The 16,506-nt window shown below is 62.2% G+C and carries 15 protein-coding genes and 1 tRNA gene; 7 read left to right on the top strand and 9 right to left on the bottom strand.

What is annotated here, in order from left to right; genetic code table 11:
- The first annotated feature begins 41 nt into the window (after positions 1-41).
- The 7 genes from ycaC (at position 42) to BJQ17_RS15810 (ending at position 7,579) form a co-directional block, all read left to right on the top strand.
- A complete protein-coding gene (ycaC, locus tag BJQ17_RS15840) occupies positions 42-662 on the top strand; it encodes an isochorismate family cysteine hydrolase YcaC (RefSeq protein WP_003247424.1) in 621 nt (206 codons plus the stop codon).
- A 106-nt stretch (positions 663-768) separates the two neighbouring features.
- Positions 769-1,584 (top strand): polyphosphate kinase 2, encoded by an 816-nt coding sequence (gene ppk2 / locus BJQ17_RS15835; protein WP_004575696.1) that lies wholly within the window; start codon positions 769-771, stop codon positions 1,582-1,584.
- A gap of 36 nt (positions 1,585-1,620) precedes the next feature.
- Entirely contained in the window at positions 1,621-2,817 is a 1,197-nt protein-coding gene (locus BJQ17_RS15830) for a monovalent cation:proton antiporter-2 (CPA2) family protein (RefSeq protein WP_070096308.1), read from the top strand.
- A gap of 40 nt (positions 2,818-2,857) precedes the next feature.
- Positions 2,858-3,955, top strand: coding sequence for an AI-2E family transporter (locus BJQ17_RS15825; protein ID WP_004575694.1), 1,098 nt, complete (start codon positions 2,858-2,860; stop codon positions 3,953-3,955).
- Positions 3,956-3,958: 3 nt separating this feature from the next.
- Positions 3,959-5,473, top strand: coding sequence for an efflux transporter outer membrane subunit (locus BJQ17_RS15820; RefSeq protein ID WP_070096307.1), 1,515 nt, complete (start codon positions 3,959-3,961; stop codon positions 5,471-5,473).
- Positions 5,470-6,567, top strand: a complete 1,098-nt coding sequence (locus BJQ17_RS15815; RefSeq protein ID WP_003247419.1) for an HlyD family secretion protein — start codon at positions 5,470-5,472, stop codon at positions 6,565-6,567. Before BJQ17_RS15820 ends, BJQ17_RS15815 begins: the two co-directional genes overlap by 4 nt.
- Positions 6,557-7,579, top strand: a complete 1,023-nt coding sequence (locus tag BJQ17_RS15810) for a DUF2955 domain-containing protein (RefSeq protein WP_070096306.1) — start codon at positions 6,557-6,559, stop codon at positions 7,577-7,579. Before BJQ17_RS15815 ends, BJQ17_RS15810 begins: the two co-directional genes overlap by 11 nt.
- 19 nt (positions 7,580-7,598) lie before the next feature.
- On the opposite strand, the gene BJQ17_RS15805 is transcribed toward BJQ17_RS15810, so the two are convergent.
- From BJQ17_RS15805 to BJQ17_RS15765, 9 genes are all read right to left on the bottom strand, one after another.
- Positions 7,599-9,311: a SulP family inorganic anion transporter gene (locus BJQ17_RS15805; protein WP_014862061.1), complete on the bottom strand. Its 1,713-nt coding sequence runs from the start codon at positions 9,309-9,311 to the stop codon at positions 7,599-7,601.
- Positions 9,312-9,485: 174 nt separating this feature from the next.
- Positions 9,486-10,586 carry a redox-regulated ATPase YchF gene (gene ychF / locus BJQ17_RS15800; protein WP_003247414.1) on the bottom strand — a complete coding sequence of 367 codons (1,101 nt, stop codon included), beginning with the start codon at positions 10,584-10,586 and terminating at the stop codon, positions 9,486-9,488.
- Positions 10,587-10,610: 24 nt separating this feature from the next.
- On the bottom strand, positions 10,611-11,195 hold the full coding sequence (pth, locus tag BJQ17_RS15795) for an aminoacyl-tRNA hydrolase (protein WP_003247413.1): 585 nt from the start codon (positions 11,193-11,195) through the stop codon (positions 10,611-10,613).
- Positions 11,196-11,274: 79 nt separating this feature from the next.
- Positions 11,275-11,868: a 50S ribosomal protein L25/general stress protein Ctc gene (locus BJQ17_RS15790; protein ID WP_003247411.1), complete on the bottom strand. Its 594-nt coding sequence runs from the start codon at positions 11,866-11,868 to the stop codon at positions 11,275-11,277.
- Positions 11,869-11,986: 118 nt separating this feature from the next.
- On the bottom strand, positions 11,987-12,928 hold the full coding sequence (locus BJQ17_RS15785) for a ribose-phosphate pyrophosphokinase (RefSeq protein WP_003247410.1): 942 nt from the start codon (positions 12,926-12,928) through the stop codon (positions 11,987-11,989).
- Positions 12,929-12,976: 48 nt separating this feature from the next.
- Positions 12,977-13,051, bottom strand: a tRNA-Gln gene (locus tag BJQ17_RS15780).
- Between the two features lie 20 nt (positions 13,052-13,071).
- Complete coding sequence (ispE, locus tag BJQ17_RS15775; protein ID WP_070096305.1) at positions 13,072-13,932, bottom strand: 4-(cytidine 5'-diphospho)-2-C-methyl-D-erythritol kinase; 861 nt, start codon at positions 13,930-13,932, stop codon at positions 13,072-13,074.
- Positions 13,933-13,936: 4 nt separating this feature from the next.
- Positions 13,937-14,554, bottom strand: a complete 618-nt coding sequence (gene lolB / locus BJQ17_RS15770; protein WP_003247402.1) for a lipoprotein insertase outer membrane protein LolB — start codon at positions 14,552-14,554, stop codon at positions 13,937-13,939.
- Positions 14,555-14,558: 4 nt separating this feature from the next.
- Entirely contained in the window at positions 14,559-16,280 is a 1,722-nt protein-coding gene (locus BJQ17_RS15765) for a tetratricopeptide repeat protein (protein ID WP_070096304.1), read from the bottom strand.
- Between the last annotated feature and the right edge of the window lie 226 nt (positions 16,281-16,506).

The raw sequence follows: 16,506 nt of genomic DNA, 5'->3' as shown, positions 1-16,506 counted from the left end.
TACGCTGATACTCCCAACCCGCTGAAGCAAGGAGATCCACTGTGACCTTCCAATACAAGCGTCTGGACAAGAACAACGCAGCCGTACTGCTGGTCGACCATCAGACCGGTTTGCTCTCGCTGGTAAGGGACATCGACCCCGACCGCTTCAAGAACAACGTCTTGGCCCTGTCCGACCTGGCCAAATACTTCAAGCTGCCGACCATCCTCACCACCAGTTTCGAGACGGGGCCCAACGGCCCGCTGGTGCCGGAGCTGAAAGAGCAGTTCCCTGATGCCCCCTACATTGCACGCCCGGGCAACATCAACGCCTGGGACAACGAAGATTTCGTCAAAGCGGTAAAAGCCACCGGCAAGAAACAGCTGCTGATTGCTGGCGTGGTCACTGAAGTATGCGTGGCTTTCCCGGCCCTGTCGGCGTTGGAGGAGGGCTTCGAGGTATTCGTCGTCACCGACGCCTCTGGCACGTTCAACGAACTGACCCGTGATTCGGCCTGGCGACGCATGGAGGCTGCCGGGGCGCAGCTGATGACCTGGTTCGGCGTGGCCTGCGAACTGCACCGTGACTGGCGCAACGACATCGAAGGGCTGGGTACCCTGTTCTCCAACCATATCCCGGACTACCGCAACCTGATGACCAGTTACAACAAGCTGGCCAAATAGTGCCTCCCGGGGGCTGCACGACAGCCCCCACATCAATCTGCAAGCGAAGCGGCAAACTGGCATTAATCGACCATACTCACTCTTCATTCGCCTTCAGGAGCGTGTCATGTCGAAGCCGTCCAGGAAGCCCCCCAAAAAACAGCCAGAAAAGCTGGGCGGCAAGGCCTACGAAAAAGCGCTCAAGAACCTGCATGTAGAGTTGGTGAAGCTACAGGAGTGGGTGGTCGCCAAGGGCCTGAAGGTATGCATTGTCTTCGAAGGCCGCGATGGCGCCGGCAAGGGCGGCACCATTAAGGCCATTACCGAGCGTGTCAGCCCGCGGGTGTTTCGTGTAGTGGCGCTGCCCGCACCGACCGAGCGGGAAAAGACCCAGATGTACCTGCAGCGTTACCTCGGTCATCTGCCTGCGGCGGGTGAAGTGGTGATCTTCGATCGCAGCTGGTACAACCGTGCGGGCGTTGAGCGGGTAATGGGCTTTTGCTCTGGCGAGCAAGCGGACAAGTTTCTGACCGGAGTACCCGGGTTCGAAAGGGTCATAGTCGATTCAGGGATCATCCTCATCAAGTACTGGCTTGAAGTCAGCGCCGATGAGCAGACTCGGCGCCTGCAGGATCGCATCAACGACGGCCGCAAGCTGTGGAAGTTATCGCCAATGGACGTCAAGTCGTATAGCCGCTGGGATGAATACACCCAAGCGCGTGATGACATGTTCCAGGCGTCGGATACCGCTTGGGCGCCGTGGTTCATGGCCAACTCCAACGACAAACGTCGCGCCCGACTGAATATCATCAGCCATCTGCTCAGCCGTATTCCCTACAAGGATATAACCCGCGACCAGCACGTGAAGCTGCCCAAACGCGGCAAGATCGGCAAGTACAAGGCTGTCGCCTACCCGTTCAAGTTCGTCGAAGAACGTTTCTGAACCCCTCCCTGCAGGGAGCTGCGAAGGTACGAGCTCATGCCACATGACGGCAGCCTGTTGCAGGCGACGGTGGTATTCCTTTTGGCTGTGGTGCTTCTGGTACCGCTGGCGCAGCGTCTGAAAATGGGCGCAGTACCGGGATACCTCTTGGCAGGTATCTTGATTGGTCCGTCGGTGTTTGGCCTGCTCGGCAACCCGGACAACGTGGCGCGGCTGTCGGAAATGGGCGTGGTCATGCTGCTGTTCGTGATTGGCCTGGAGTTGTCCCCAAGGCGCCTGTGGACCATGCGCCGAGCGCTATTTGGCGTCGGCAGTTTGCAAGTGGGGCTGACCGCCGTGCTGCTTGGGCTACTGGCATTCTGGCTGTTCGACCAATCGAAACCCGCCGCCATCGTGCTGGGGCTGGGCCTGGCGCTGTCGTCCACCGCCTTTGGCTTGCAGGTACTGGCCGAGCGCAAGGACCTGGGCAAACCTCATGGCCGCCTGGCCGTGGCCATCCTGCTGTTCCAGGACATTGCCGCCATTCCCTTGATTGCCGTGGTGCCGCTGCTCGGTGGCGATGTCAGCACTGCTGACGAAGGTGCCTGGCCTTTGTTGGCTGTAGCTGTCGGCATTGGAGTGCTGATTGTTTTTGGCCGTTATCTGCTGACCCCGATATTCAAGTGGACGGTGGGTTCGGGCCTGCCTGAGCTGTCGACCGCCACGGCCTTGCTGGTCGTGCTGGGCACCGCTTGGTTGATGGAGCATGTGGGTGTGTCGATGGCGCTGGGGGCGTTTCTGGCCGGTGTGCTGATGGCCGAGTCGCCGTTCCGCCATGAACTGGAAACCCAGATCGAGCCGATCAAAGGCCTGCTGCTTGGATTGTTCTTCGTTGGCGTAGGTATGAGTGCCGACCTGCGCCTGCTGTTCGGCATGCCGCTGATGGTGCTGGGCCTCACCCTGCTGCTGGTGGTGATCAAGCTGCCCTTGCTGTATGGCCTGGGGCATACGGTCGGTGGGCTCAACCAGGCCCAGGCGTTATGCCTGGGCGTGGTGCTGGCTTCGGGCGGCGAGTTTGCCTTCGTGGTGTTCAAGCTGGCGCTGGAGCACCAGGTACTCACCCAGCAGGTACACGACCTGCTGGTGCTGGCCATCACCTTGTCGATGGCAGTGGTGCCCTTGGTCATGATGGCCCTGGCGCGGCAGCTACGCGATGACAGCCCTTTACAGGCATCCCCTGAAACGGGCCAGTGAATTGCGCCTTGCTGGCGCATTGGGTATCGGGAGGTGAGTCATGCAGTCGAGTTTCAAGCTGGACAGCGCCCTTTCGCGGGGCTTGCTCGATGTGCTCATCAAGGCCGGTCTGGTGGCAGCCTTGGTGATCTTCGCCTTCCAGGTGTTTCAGCCGTTCCTGGAGTTGATGATGTGGGCGGTGATCCTGGCGGTTACGTTGTACCCATTGCATTGCCGTATCCAGCGCCGCACCGGGCTCAAGCAAGGCTATGTGGCGACGCTGGTGGTGCTATTGGTTCTGGTGCTGCTGTTGGTGCCTATCTACCTGGTGATGATGTCGATTGGCGAATCGGTAAACAGCCTGGTGACGCTGCTCAAGAGCGGCGCCTGGAGCGTGCCGGTCCCGCCTGATTCCGTGGCGACCTGGCCACTGATCGGGCCGAAGGTGCATGCGCTGTGGTTGGCGGCCTCCGAAAACATGGCCAGTGTGTTGAATCAGTGGATGCCCCAGATGAAGGGGGCCGGGCTAACGGTGCTGGGCGCTGCGGCCAGCGCCGGTGGGGCCTTTCTTCTGTTCATCGGCGCAATCATCATTTCCGGGGTCATCATGGCCTTTGGTGAACGCGGTGAAATCGCTGCCCAGCGCATCGCCATGCGGGTTTCAGGCGCAGAGCGCGGTAAACCCCTGGCCACGCTGTGTACGGCTACCATTCGCGCGGTGGCACAAGGGGTGATCGGCATTGCCTTCATCCAGATGCTGCTGATCGGTGTTGGTTTTATCGTCAAAGGGGTTCCCGGTGCCGGGATGCTGGCCATCGTCATCCTCATGCTGGGCATTGCACAGGCCCCGGCGACGCTGGTGACCTTGCCGGTGATCATCTATGTGTTCAACGCCGAAGGCTTCACGGTGGCGACCATCATTTTTGCCGTCTACACCTTTGTCGCCGGCCTTGCCGACAACGTGCTCAAGCCGCTGCTGCTGGGACGCGGGGTCGATGTACCAATGCCGGTGGTACTGATCGGCGCATTGGGCGGGATGGTGGTCAAAGGCATCATCGGCTTGTTCATCGGCCCGGTAATCCTTGGCGTGGCCTACGTATTGTTCTGGCAATGGGTTGCGCTGCAGGTGCCGGAGCAACCGGCGCCACCTGCCGCCTGAGCCATGCCCAACCGCTGCTGTGGCCTGGGGCTGCTGATCGTGCTGGCCGGTTGCACCCAAGTCGGCCCGGATTATGAAAAGCCCCAAACGCCGTGGTTGGGCGGCTGGAGCACGCCAATGCTGGAGCAGGCCGAGCGCAGCGCGGCGGCGCCCGACCTGCGCGAGTGGTGGGCGGTGTTTGCCGACCCGACGCTGGATACGCTGATAGCTGAGGCCGATGCCAACAACACCAACCTGCGCGTGGCTGGCCTGCGTATCGCTGAAGCCCGTGCCCAGTTGGCCATCGTGCAAACCGGGCGTTATCCACAGCTGCAGCAACTGAGTGCGCAGAGCCTGTACCTGAAGCAGCACCAGTCCGGTACGCCCTCCGCCCGTGATTCGGTGTTCTGGCAATCCAGCGTGGGCTTCGACATCGGCTGGGAAATTGACTTCTGGGGCCGCTTCAGTCGCGCCATCGAAAGCGCCGATGCCGTCTATTTCGCCTCCCAGGCCAACTACGCCGATGCCATGCTGCTGCTACGTGCGCAGGTGGCCGACACCTACTTTGCCCTGCGCACTGCCGAAGCGCGGCTGGCTATTGCACAAGAGAACGCCAAGCGCCAGGCGCGTAGCCTGGAGATCACCGAGCGGTTGTTCCGCCACGGTGAAAATGACGAACTCGACTGGCAGCAGGCGCGTACTCAATACCTGGCGACCCAGGCCACCATTCCCGAGTTCGAGAACCAGCTCAATGCCCTGCGCAATGTGCTGTGTTCGCTGCTCGGCCGCCCGCCTGGGCCGCTGCCGCAGCTGGCGGCCGGCCATGGCCAACTGCCCTTGCCAGACCGGGCAGTGTTGCAGGATGTACCGGCCAGCCTGCTGCAGCGCCGCCCGGACATCCGTGCCGCCGAGCAGGCAGTGGCGGCGCAGTCGGCGCTGGTCGGGGTGGCCGAGGCCGATCTTTATCCACAGCTGAGCTTGCTTGGCAGTATCGGCTGGACCTTTTTATCGGCCAATCATCTGCCCGACACCTTCGACCTGGCGGCTGGCCCAAGCCTGATCTGGAACCCGTTCGACTATGGCCGGCGCAAGAACACCGTACGCGTGGAAGATGCCCGCTTGCAGCAACTGATCGAGTTGTACCACCAGGGCGTGCGCGAAGCCGCCCGTGAGGCCGACGATGCTGCCAGCGGGCTGGTGCGCTCGCTGCAGAGTGCAACCATTCGCGACCAGGCCTCTCAGGCTGCGCAGCGCTCGCTGAATCTGGCCAGCTCGCAATACCGCGAAGGCTTCGCTGATTTTCAACGGGTGCTCGATGCTCAGCAACTGCTGTTGCAGCAACAGGACGGTTACCTGGTCAGCCGTGGCAACGCGGTCAGCAGCCTGGTGACGTTGTACAAGGCCCTGGGTGGTGGTTGGGACGCCAGCCGCGCGCCGATCGACCCGGCCACCCGCCAGCAAATGCAGCAACGCACCGACTGGGGCGAGTTGCTCGACGAGCCAGCCCCCACCGCGCATGCACAAGGTGAAACCGAATGAGCGACGCCACGCCCACGCCGCCCCCGTCAGCCCCGGATCGCGGCATGCGCTGGGTGCTGCTGCTGATTGCCGTCAGCCTGCTCTGGTACTTGCTGGCTGACCGCTATACGCCGTACACCCAGCAAGCTCGCCTGCAGGCTTACGTGGTCCCGGTGGCCGCCGAAGTGGCCGGGCAGATCAAGCGTGTGGCCGTAGGCAACAACCAGGAGGTGCGCCAGGGCGATGTGCTGTTCGAACTCGATCAGGAGCAGTACCGCATTGCCTTGGCCCGTGCCGAAGCCGACCTCGATACCGTGCGCCGGCAGATCGGCGCCAGTACCGCCGGCATCGATTCGGCGCAGGCAGCGCTGGTGGCCGCCCAGGCCAACGAACGCAAGGCGCGGCAGGACGCCGAGCGCCTCAAACGGCTGATTGACGAGGACCCCGGTACGGTGTCGGTGCGCCGCCTGGAAGGCGCCCAGGCCACCCGCGACCAGGCCATCAGCCAAGTGGCGGCAGCCCGCGCAGAGGTAGAGCGCGCCCGTGAGCAGCAGGGCGGGGCACAGGAAGACAACGCCCAGCTGCGCAGTGCTGCGGCCAATGTGGAAAAGGCCCGCCTGGACCTTGCCCGTACCGTGGTGCGTGCCGACGCGAACGGGTTGATCACCGACCTGCGCACAGACGTTGGCCACTATGTCGGGGCGGGCAGCCCGATGATGACCCTGATCAGTATCCATGATGTGTGGATAAGTGCCGACATGACCGAGAACAACCTCGGTCGCTTGCGCCCTGAAACCCCGGTGCTGGTGGTGCTCGATGCGCTGCCGGGCACCGTGTTGAAAGGGCGTATCCGCAGCATTGGCTATGGCGTGAGCGTGGGCCAGAGCACGCCGCCGGGTACGCTGCCGACCGTGCAGAATAGCCGCGAGTGGCTGCGTTCGGCGCAGCGCTTTCCGGTGATTGTCCAGCTGGAGCGCGACCAGCTTCAGGACAAGACCGTGCTGCGGGTCGGTGGTCAGGCCGAGGTCATGGCCCTGCCCAGCGAAGGCAACCCACTGAACCTGCTGGGCCGGTTGTTCATGTGGCTGATGAGCTGGCTGTCGTATGCCTATTGAATGGCGCCGCTTGCGGGCGCTGCGCCTGGCCTGGGGTGTGGCGTTGTGCCTGGCGGTGAGCTTTGGTATCGGCTTGCCGGTGCCGATCCTGGCGCCGGTGTTTGCGGTGCTGTTACTGGCCATGCGCAGTCAGCCATTGCCGCTGCGTGCGGCACCGGCCCTGGCGTTACTGGTGCTGCTCGCTTGCGGCAGCGGGTTGCTGCTGATTCCGCTGTTGCGCCATGCTCCGTTGGCCGGGGTGTTACTGGTCGGGGTGGGTGTTTTCCTGACCTTGCGCTATGCACTGAAGGGCGGCAACGGCCTGCTGGCCAACCTGCTGGTGGTCGGCCTGACCATGATCGCCGCTGCCGGCACCAGTGACTTCACCCTGGCATTGTCGGTGGTCGAAGCGCTGGCCAAAGGCATGCTGCTGGCAGTGCTGGGCACGTCAGTGGCGCACAGGTTGTTCCCCGAACCTGCCAATGCGCCAGCACCGCCGGTGCCGCCGCTGCTGGGCAGCGAGCATGTCAGCTGGGTGGCGCTGCGTGCCACGCTGATCGTGATGCCGGCCTTTCTGCTGGCATTGATCGCCCCTGACCAGTACATGCCGTTGATCATGAAGGCCGTGAGCGTGGGGCAACAAGCCGGTGAAACCCGCGCGCGGCACGCCAGCCGGGAGCTGATCGGTTCAACCTTGCTTGCCGGGGTGTTGGCGATAGCGCTGTGGGTAGCGCTGAGCCTGTTCGTTCACCTGTGGATGTTCTTTTTGTGGGTACTGCTGTTCGCCCTCTGGCAGGCTCGGCGCCTGTACCAGGCGGTGCCGAGCCGGCAGAGCCCGGCGTACTGGGTCAGTTGCCTGACGACCCTGTTGATCTTGCTGGGGCAGTCGGTGCAGGACAGTGCAGGTGGGCAGGATGTGTACAAGGCATTTGCGGTGCGTATGGCGCTGTTTCTGGCGGTGTCGGTGTATGCCAGCGCCATGTTGATCTGGATTGACCGGCTTCGGAGTCGGCGCGGGCTTCTTCGCAGTTAAGCCCGCTCCCCCAGGCCATTCAGGGCTGCCAATCAACCCCACTCTCTTCCAGATAGGCATCCACCGCGGCGCCCACCGTCGGATGAAAAGCCTTCTCCCCCATATGCTCGAACAACTCGAACTGCCGCATCTTGTCCTTCACCGGGTCCTTCATTTCGGCAAACTGCAACTCCACCCCCCGCGCCTCCAATGCCCGGTCCAGTTCGGCCAGCATGTCCGCCGAAGTGATATCGATACTGGTCACAGGCTCAGCGGCAATTACCACCCGCTGCACCGGCGTTGGCGACGCGTCTACCGCCGCCATCACTGTGTTCTGGAACTGCTCGGCGTTGGCAAAGAACAACGGCGCGTCCCAGCGCAGCAGCACCAGCCCTGGAATACGCCGGGCCTGTGGATAACGCTGCATGTCATGGTAACCGCGCAGCCCATCCGCCCGGCCAAGCACCGCGTGGTGCGGCCGCCAGCCGTCCCACAGGAACTCGATCACCGACACCACCACGGCAATGCAGATACCGGGAATGGCGCCGAACACTGCCACGCCGACAAAGCAGGTGAACGACAGCCAGAACTCCCACTGCTGCATGCGGAAGATACGTTTGAGGTCGGCAAACTCGAACAGCCCCAGTGCAGCGGCAATCACCACCGCAGCCAAAGCGCTGTTGGGCAGGTGCTGCATCAGATTGGGCGCTACCAGCAGCAACAGGGTTACCGCCAGGGCGCCGATGATGCCGGTGAGCTGGGTCTGCGAGCCGGCAGCTTCGGCCACTGGTGTGCGCGATGAACTGCTGCTGATCGGGATGCCCTGGAACAGCCCCGAGGCCAGGTTGGCCACGCCCAGGCCGAACATTTCCTGGTTGGGGTTCACCCGCATCTTGAGGCGCGCGGCATAGGAGCGTGACAGCACACTGGTGTCGGCGAACGACACCAGCGCCACTGCGATCCCGCCCAGTAGCACCTCGACCAGGTCAATGTCGCTGACCCAGGGGAAGACGAAGCCGGGCAGGCCCTGGGGCAATTGCCCGAGTACCTTGACGCCCATCTGATCGAGGTTGAACACGCTCACTGCCAGCGTCGCCAGTACCACGGCGATCAGGATGCCCGGCAGGCGCTTGAACGGTTTGAGCAGCAGAATCAGCGCCAGGCTACCGGCACCCACGACAAAGCTTGGCCAGTGCCCTTGGCCGGCGTATAGCGCCTGGCCCAAGGACCAAAGGTCGCGCAAGGGCCCTTCGCTGTCGACTTTGATGCCGAACAGCTTGGGCAACTGGCTGATCAATACGGTCAGGGCGATGCCGTTCATGTACCCATAGCGGATGGGCTTGGACAGCAACTCGGTGATAAAGCCCAGGCGCAGCAGCCCGGCAATCACACAGAACGCCCCGGCGACCAAGGCCATCATGCTGGCGATGGCGATCGCCCGCTGCGGGTCGCTGGCCGCGTATTGCACCACCACCGCCAGGATAGGCGCGGCCAGCGCCGAGTCCGGGCCCAGCACCAGGATACGGCTGGGACCGAACAGGGCATAGGCCAGCAGAGGGATGATGGTGGCGTACAGGCCATAGATGCCGGGGACGCCGGAAGCCTCGGCGTAGGCGATGCCCACAGGCACCAGCATGGTGGTGAGTACCAGGCCGGCGGCGATGTCCTTGGGTAGCCAGGCTGCCTTGTAGTGGAGCAGGGTGACCAGGCCGGGTAACCAGCGTTGCCAGTCGAAACGAGTGGGGTGGGGCATGGTGTCGGCTCTGGGCGAGAAGGGCGCTGAACCTCAGCTTAGATGCTGGGGGCGGGGCCCGCTTTGTGGCCCGTTGCGACACAAGGCCGCCCCTGCACAGGGCGCATGTCCGGGCAAAACAAAACCCCTTGAAGCGCAAGCCTCAAGGGGTTTGTGTGTGCTGCAGGTTACCGCTTAGACGTTGAAGCGGAAGTGCATCACGTCGCCGTCTTTGACGATGTAATCCTTGCCTTCCAGACGCCACTTACCGGCTTCCTTGGCACCGGCTTCACCCTTGAACTGGATGAAGTCGTCATAGGCCACCACTTCAGCGCGGATGAAGCCTTTTTCGAAGTCGGTGTGGATAACGCCGGCTGCCTGCGGGGCAGTGGCTCCGACGCGAACGGTCCAGGCGCGTACTTCCTGCACGCCGGCAGTGAAGTAGGTCTGCAGGTTCAGCAGCTCGTAACCGGCGCGGATCACGCGGTTCAGGCCAGGCTCTTCCAGGCCCAGGGCCTCGAGGAACATGTCCTTCTCTTCACCGTCTTCCAGCTCGGCGATTTCTGCTTCGATCTTGTTGCACACCGGCACCACGACCGCGCCTTCTTCCTCGGCAATGGCCTTGACCACGTCCAGGTGCGGGTTGTTGTCGAAGCCGTCTTCGGCCACGTTGGCGATGTACATCACCGGTTTGCTGGTCAGCAAGTGGAAGCCACGGATGACGGCCTTTTCGTCGTCAGCCATGTGCTTCATCAGGCTGCGCGCAGGCTTGCCTTCGGTAAAGTGCGGGATCAGCTTTTCCAGAATGGCCTTTTGCGCCAAGGCATCCTTGTCGCCGCCCTTGGCGTTGCGGGCTACCTTCTGCAGTTGCTTTTCGCAGCTGTCGAGGTCGGCGAAGATCAGCTCCAGGTCGATGATCTCGATGTCACGCTTGGGGTCGACGCTGTTGGAAACGTGGATCACGTTCTCGTCTTCGAAGCAGCGCACCACGTGGGCAATGGCGTCGGTCTCGCGGATGTTGGCGAGGAACTTGTTGCCCAGGCCTTCGCCTTTCGAGGCACCGGCAACCAGGCCGGCGATGTCGACGAATTCCATGGTGGTCGGCAGGATGCGGTTTGGCTTGACGATTTCAGCCAGCGCAGCCAGGCGAGCGTCGGGCATAGGCACGATGCCGCTGTTCGGCTCGATGGTGCAGAAAGGGAAATTCTCCGCCGCGATGCCAGACTTGGTCAGGGCGTTGAACAGGGTGGACTTGCCGACGTTGGGCAGGCCGACGATGCCGCAATTGAAACCCATGGGTATTCCCCTCTCTAAAGGAAATCAGGCCTTCTGGCTGTGCAGCTCGCGCATCGCCTTGGCGAAATCGCCGGCAAGCACGTCCGGCAGCACGCCGAGGGCAAAATCGATGCTGGCGTCGAGCTTCTCCTGCTCGGCGCGCGGCGCGCGGCCCAGGACGAAGTTGGATACCAGTTTGGCGTCACCCGGGTGGCCAATGCCAAGCCGCAGGCGGTGGAAGTCGTTCTGGTTACCGAGCTGCGCGATGATGTCGCGCAGGCCGTTGTGCCCACCATGGCCGCCGCCGCGCTTGAGCTTGGCAACGCCCGGGGGCAGATCGAGTTCGTCGTGTGCCACCAGTATCGCTTCCGGCTTGATGCGGAAGAAATTGGCCAAGGCCGCTACGGACTGGCCGCTGCGGTTCATGTAGGTGGTGGGGATCAACAAACGAACGTCGTTGCCCTGATGGCTGAATTTAGCCGTCAGGCCGAAATACTTTTTGTCAGCGGTCAGCGAAACACGCTGGGCGCTGGCAAGGCGTTCAACGAAAAGAGCCCCTGCGTTATGCCGGGTCTGTTCGTATTCGGGGCCGGGGTTACCCAGGCCAACGATCAACTGGATGGCGGTCACGTCAGGGGCTCTTCCTTGGAGTTGGTGGGTTACAGTGCGCGCGGCACTGTAACCCGATCAACGCCGGCGTGCGAGTGGATTACTCGGCAGCGCCTTCTGCTTCTGGAGCAACGCGTGGAGCGTGAACGTTGGCAACAGCTTTGTCATCACCGTGGGCCAGAGCGACGAACTCTACGCCTTTCGGAGCTTTCAGGTCCGACAGGTGGATGATGGTGCCGATTTCGGCGTTGCCCAGGTCAACTTCGATGAACTCAGGCAGGTCTTTGGCTTCGCAGGAAACTTCGATCTCGGACTCAACGTGGGAGATCTCGCCGCCTTTCTTGACCGGGGCTTCTTCGTTGATGAAGTGAACCGGAACCTTGGCGGTCAGCTTCTGGCCAGCAACGACGCGAACGAAGTCAGCGTGCATGATGAACTGCTTGGCTGGGTGGCGCTGCATGGCCTTGATGATGACGTTCTGCTTAACACCGTCAACGTTCAGTTCGATAACGTGGCTGAAGGCAGCTTCGTTTTCGAACAGCTTGGTGATTTCCTTGGCCAGGATGGTCAGGGATTGAGCTTCTTTATCACCACCGTAGACAACGGCTGGGATGCTCAGCGAGTGACGCAGGCGGCGGCTCGCACCTTTCCCCAGGTCAGTACGCGCTTGGGCGTTCAGAATAAAATCAGTCATTTTGTTTCTCCAAAATAGCCCCCCGAGGGCGTTTGCGACCAGCGCCAACGGGGATGGCAAAAAAGCCCCGCCCCAACACAGGTTGGGGCGGGGCGCTTCACATCAACACGTGTCCCGCTTAGCGGAACATCGCGCTGATCGATTCTTCGTTGCTGATGCGGCGTACCGCTTCAGCGACAACCGGTGCGATATCCAGCTGGCGGATACGATCACAGGCTTGAGCAGCGGCGGACAGCGGAACGGTGTTGGTCACCACCAGCTCGTCCAGTACCGACTTCTCGATGTTCTCGATGGCGCGGCCCGACAGGACAGGGTGCGTGCAATAGGCGTAAACCTTGGCAGCGCCGTGCTCTTTCAGGGCTTTGGCCGCGTGGCACAGGGTGCCGGCGGTGTCGACCATGTCGTCTACCAGGATGCAGGTGCGCCCTTCGACGTCGCCGATGATGTGCATAACCTCGGAGTGGTTAGCCTTTTCGCGGCGTTTGTCGATGATACCCAGATCGACGCCCAGGGACTTGGCGACAGCGCGTGCGCGCACGACACCACCGATGTCCGGGGAGACGATCATCAGGTTCTCGAAACGCTGGTCTTCGATGTCGTCAACCAGTACGGGCGAGCCGTAGATGTTGTCGACGGGGATATCGAAGAAGCCTTGGATCTGGTCAGCGTGCAGGTCGACGGTGAGTACACGGTCGATACCTACGACAGTGAGCATGTCAGCAACAACTTTGGCGCTGATGGCTACACGTGCCGAACGCGGACGGCGGTCCTGGCGGGCATATCCGAAGTAGGGAATCACGGCGGTGATTCGGGATGCTGAGGAGCGGCGGAAGGCGTCGGCCATCACTACCAGTTCCATCAGGTTATCGTTGGTCGGGGCACAGGTCGGCTGAATAATGAAAACGTCTTTACCGCGAACATTTTCATTGATCTCAGTACTGATCTCGCCGTCGGAGAATTTACCGACAGAGACGTCACCGAGAGGGATATGCAGCTGACGTACGACACGCCGAGCCAGATCGGGGTTAGCGTTCCCCGTAAAGACCATCATCTTGGACACGCGCAGTACCTGAAGGCTGAGGGTATACCTGGATGAGTATAAGGAAAATGGCAGGGGCGGCTGGATTCGAACCAACGCATGGCAGGATCAAAACCTGCTGCCTTACCGCTTGGCGACGCCCCTGTATCTGTTGCTGCGAACGCTCATGCGCTCGACTTCTTGACCAGACTTTGCAGCTTGCGATGCAACATCGAAATATTGCTTCCTTTCGCCACAAACCCTATTTGGGTCGCTGAAAGAAGGGCCAGAACTTTATCAGCTTCGGCTTTGCTTGGGAAGGCCCCAAACACACAACTTCCAGTGCCGGTTAGTCGAGCCTCAGTGAATTTTCCCAGTGAATTCAACGCATTGCGAACTTCTGGGTAATTCTGCTCTACCACCGGTTGGCAGTCATTTCGACTGTTTCCCTCGGGAACGGGGCGCATCTTAAGGGGGAGAGAATCACGTGTCAACTGTGGATGTGAAAAAATTTCTACTGTGCTGACAGACACTTGCGGCACCAGCACGACATACCAGGGTTCGATCGGGTCGACCGGGGTCAGTTGTTCGCCTACGCCCTGCGCGAATGCTGCGTGGCCGCGTACGAACACCGGCACATCGGCGCCCAGGCTAAGCCCCAGTGCGGCCAGGCGGTCTTCGTCCCAGTCCAGTTGCCACAGGTGGGCCAGGGCGAGCAGGGTGGTCGCGGCGTCCGAGCTGCCACCGCCGATACCTCCGCCCATGGGCAGTACCTTGGTCAGCCAGATGTCGGCGCCAAGCGTGGTGCCCGATTGTGCTTGCAACATGCGCGCGGCCCGTACGATCAGGTTGCTGTCGTGGGGGACGGCCTCGATCTCGGTGTGCAAGCGGATCACGCCATCGTCACGCAGGGCAAAACTCAGTTCGTCGCCATGGTCTAGAAACTGAAACACCGTTTCCAGTTCGTGGTAACCGTCTGCGCGGCGGCCGATGATGTGCAGCCACAGGTTGAGCTTGGCCGGGGCGGGCAGGGTGAGCTTTTGCATGCGATCAATGCCCCAGCTGGCGCGGCTGCCAGTCCTTGACCACCAGGGTCACGTCCAGGTCTTTGCCGTGCAGCTTCAGGCGCTCGGGCAACCAGTAGCCGTTCTGTTCGGTGTAGCTCAGGTACTGCACCTGCCAGCCATCCTGGTCGAGGCTGGCCAGGCGGCTGTCGCCATCCAGGGTCAGCTTGCTCTTGCTGTCGGGGGCGGGCAGGCCGCGCACCCACCAGACCAGGTGCGAAACCGGCAGTTGCCAGCCCAGTTGCTCTTCCAGCAGCGCTTCTGGGCTGGTGGCTTCGTAGCGGCCCTGGTTGGCCACTTCCAGCACCACGCCACCCGGGCGGCCGGTAAGGCGTGCGGCGCCACGGCCCAGCGGGCCGGCCAGGCGAATGTCGTAATAGTCCTGACGTTGCAGCCAGAACAGCGTGCCGCTGCCGGAATCGCGCGGGGCACGGATACCGACCTTGCCGTTGATCTGCCAGCCATCGAGGCTGCTCAGCTGCGCTTTGTGGGCGCGCCACTGCTGCGGGTCGCCGTGGCCCTGCAGGGCCTCGCGGCTACCGAAGCCGGCACAGCCGGCCAGCAGGGCGATCATGGTAAAGGTGATGCAATGGCGCAGGAACATGGCGTTAAAGAGTCTCGGATCCGGTCAGGCGCAAAAGGGTCTTGCGCAGGATAGGGCTGTCGGCCTGGGCCTCGAAGCCCTTGGCCCATACATGGCGAGCTTCGCGGCGCTTGCCGTTGGCCCACAGTACTTCGCCCAGGTGGGCGGCCACTTCGTGGTCGGGGAAGTTGGCAAAGGCCTGGCGCAGGTAGGTTTCAGCGACGTCGAGGTTGCCCAGGCGATAGTTGACCCAACCCAGGCTGTCGAGCACTGCCGGGTCATCGGGGGTCAATTGGTGGGCCTTGTCGATCAGTGCCTTGGCTTCGGCATAGCGGGTGGTGCGGTCGGCCAGGGTGTAGCCCAGGGCGTTCAGGGCCATGGCGTTTTCTGGCTCGCGGGCGATGATGGCGCGCAGGTCTTTTTCCATCTGCGTCAAATCGTTGCGCTTCTCGGCCAGCATGGCGCGGGTGTAAAGCAGGTTGAGGTCGTCCGGGTAGCGCTGGATGGCTTGCTGCAGCACCTGATTGGCCTGGGCATCCTTGTTGTTGTTGCTGTAGCTTTCCGATTCGATCAGGAATAGCTGAATGGCGTAGTCTGGCTGGGCTTCGCGTGCTTCGGCCAACAGGCGCGAGGCATCGCTGCCGCGACCGTTGGCGATCAGAATGTCGGCCTGACGTAGCTGTGCCGGCAGGTAGTCTGGGCCTGGGCCGACCAGGGCGTATTCATCCAGAGCGCCAGCAGGGTCGTGGCGCTCCTCGTGGATGCGGCCCAGGTTCAGGTGCGCGGCGTCAACGTAGCTGTCGCGCTCGATCAGCTCCTGCAAGTAGCCTTCGGCTTCATCCCAGTCTTTGTTCTCCAGGCACACCAGCGCCAGCGAGTAGCGCAATTCGTCATCATCGGGGTATTGCTGGACCAGGCTGATGAACTCGCCTTTGGCATCGGCGATACGGTCCTGTTCGACCAGGGTGCGAGCGTAGGTGAGGCGCAGGCGTTTGTCGTCCGGGTTGTCGCGAATCGCCCCGCGCAGCAGTGGCAGGGCCTCTGGACCACGGTCCAGGGCCTGTAGCAGACGGGCGCGCAGCAGGATCGGGGCGACTTCGCCGTTTTGTGCCGGGTGCGACTCAAGCAGTTCCAGGGCTTCTTCGGTCTTGCCGTCCTGGTTCAGCAGCAGGGCCTTGCCGAATATCAGCTGGCCGTTGTCGGGGTATTTCATCAGCAGGCGTTCGAAACTTTGCAGCAGGCCGTCGCGGGTGCTCTGGTCGGTTTCGGCTGCGGACAGGGCGAGGAAGTCGAAGTGGGTGTCGCCCTGGCCCTGCAGTACCTTTTCCATGTAGGCCATGGACTCGTCATAGCGGCCGGCGCGGGCCAGCTGAATGGCGGCGGCGCGCTGGGCGTCGAGGTTCTGCGGGTCGTTGCGCGCCCAGACCAGTGCATTCTCCAGTGACGGCTCGTCGGCGCCGAGGTACTCGGCAATGCGGTAGGCGCGCTCGGAAACTGCTGGGTCCTGGGTTTTTGCCGCCTGATCGGTGTAGTTGGCCAGGGCGATGTCGAAACGGTTGCGCTGGCCGGCCAGCTCTGCCACCAACAGGCTATAGAGTGTGTCCTGCTTGAATGAACCATACACCACGGGCTTTTCCGCCTCTGCCTTGCCAGCTTCGGCGACGGGAGGCTCGGCCTTTTGCGGGGCCAGGCTCTGGCAGCCCTGGAGCAGGGCGAAGGCAAGCAGCAATGCGTATGGTTTGTTCATAGAAAGGCTTATTAGGAGGACTCACCGGCGGTCGGAGCATGATGACACAAGCGCGTAGGCAAACCCACCTGCGAAGGTATGAAGCTACGCTTAGCCTATGCAGACCGCACTGCGCGCGCAGGGTTCGCCCCAGGCTGGCCACGATGCCCAGCGTTCGTGCTGTTGTTCTGCTTCTGCTTCTGCTTCTGCTTCTGCTTCTAAGCGCGCGATAGTTCAGGCGACGCAG

Origin of the sequence: Pseudomonas sp. NBRC 111139 (assembly GCF_001753955.1) — a bacterium.
Lineage (GTDB): Bacteria > Pseudomonadota > Gammaproteobacteria > Pseudomonadales > Pseudomonadaceae > Aquipseudomonas > Aquipseudomonas alloputida.
Note: the sequence above shows the minus strand (reverse complement) of the source record. Positions and strands in the feature narration are given on the sequence as shown.

What these genes read in the sequence shown, in the direction of transcription:
- BJQ17_RS15765 (WP_070096304.1), bottom strand. Translation starts at nt 16,280, where the DNA reads ATGAACAAACCATACGCATTGCTGCTTGCCTTCGCCCTGCTCCAGGGC.
- BJQ17_RS15805 (WP_014862061.1), bottom strand. Translation starts at nt 9,311, where the DNA reads ATGCCCCACCCCACTCGTTTCGACTGGCAACGCTGGTTACCCGGCCTG.
- ispE (WP_070096305.1), bottom strand. Translation starts at nt 13,932, where the DNA reads ATGCAAAAGCTCACCCTGCCCGCCCCGGCCAAGCTCAACCTGTGGCTG.
- BJQ17_RS15830 (WP_070096308.1), top strand. Translation starts at nt 1,621, where the DNA reads ATGCCACATGACGGCAGCCTGTTGCAGGCGACGGTGGTATTCCTTTTG.
- BJQ17_RS15810 (WP_070096306.1), top strand. Translation starts at nt 6,557, where the DNA reads ATGCCTATTGAATGGCGCCGCTTGCGGGCGCTGCGCCTGGCCTGGGGT.
- ppk2 (WP_004575696.1), top strand. Translation starts at nt 769, where the DNA reads ATGTCGAAGCCGTCCAGGAAGCCCCCCAAAAAACAGCCAGAAAAGCTG.
- BJQ17_RS15815 (WP_003247419.1), top strand. Translation starts at nt 5,470, where the DNA reads ATGAGCGACGCCACGCCCACGCCGCCCCCGTCAGCCCCGGATCGCGGC.
- lolB (WP_003247402.1), bottom strand. Translation starts at nt 14,554, where the DNA reads ATGTTCCTGCGCCATTGCATCACCTTTACCATGATCGCCCTGCTGGCC.
- BJQ17_RS15790 (WP_003247411.1), bottom strand. Translation starts at nt 11,868, where the DNA reads ATGACTGATTTTATTCTGAACGCCCAAGCGCGTACTGACCTGGGGAAA.
- ychF (WP_003247414.1), bottom strand. Translation starts at nt 10,586, where the DNA reads ATGGGTTTCAATTGCGGCATCGTCGGCCTGCCCAACGTCGGCAAGTCC.
- BJQ17_RS15820 (WP_070096307.1), top strand. Translation starts at nt 3,959, where the DNA reads ATGCCCAACCGCTGCTGTGGCCTGGGGCTGCTGATCGTGCTGGCCGGT.
- BJQ17_RS15825 (WP_004575694.1), top strand. Translation starts at nt 2,858, where the DNA reads ATGCAGTCGAGTTTCAAGCTGGACAGCGCCCTTTCGCGGGGCTTGCTC.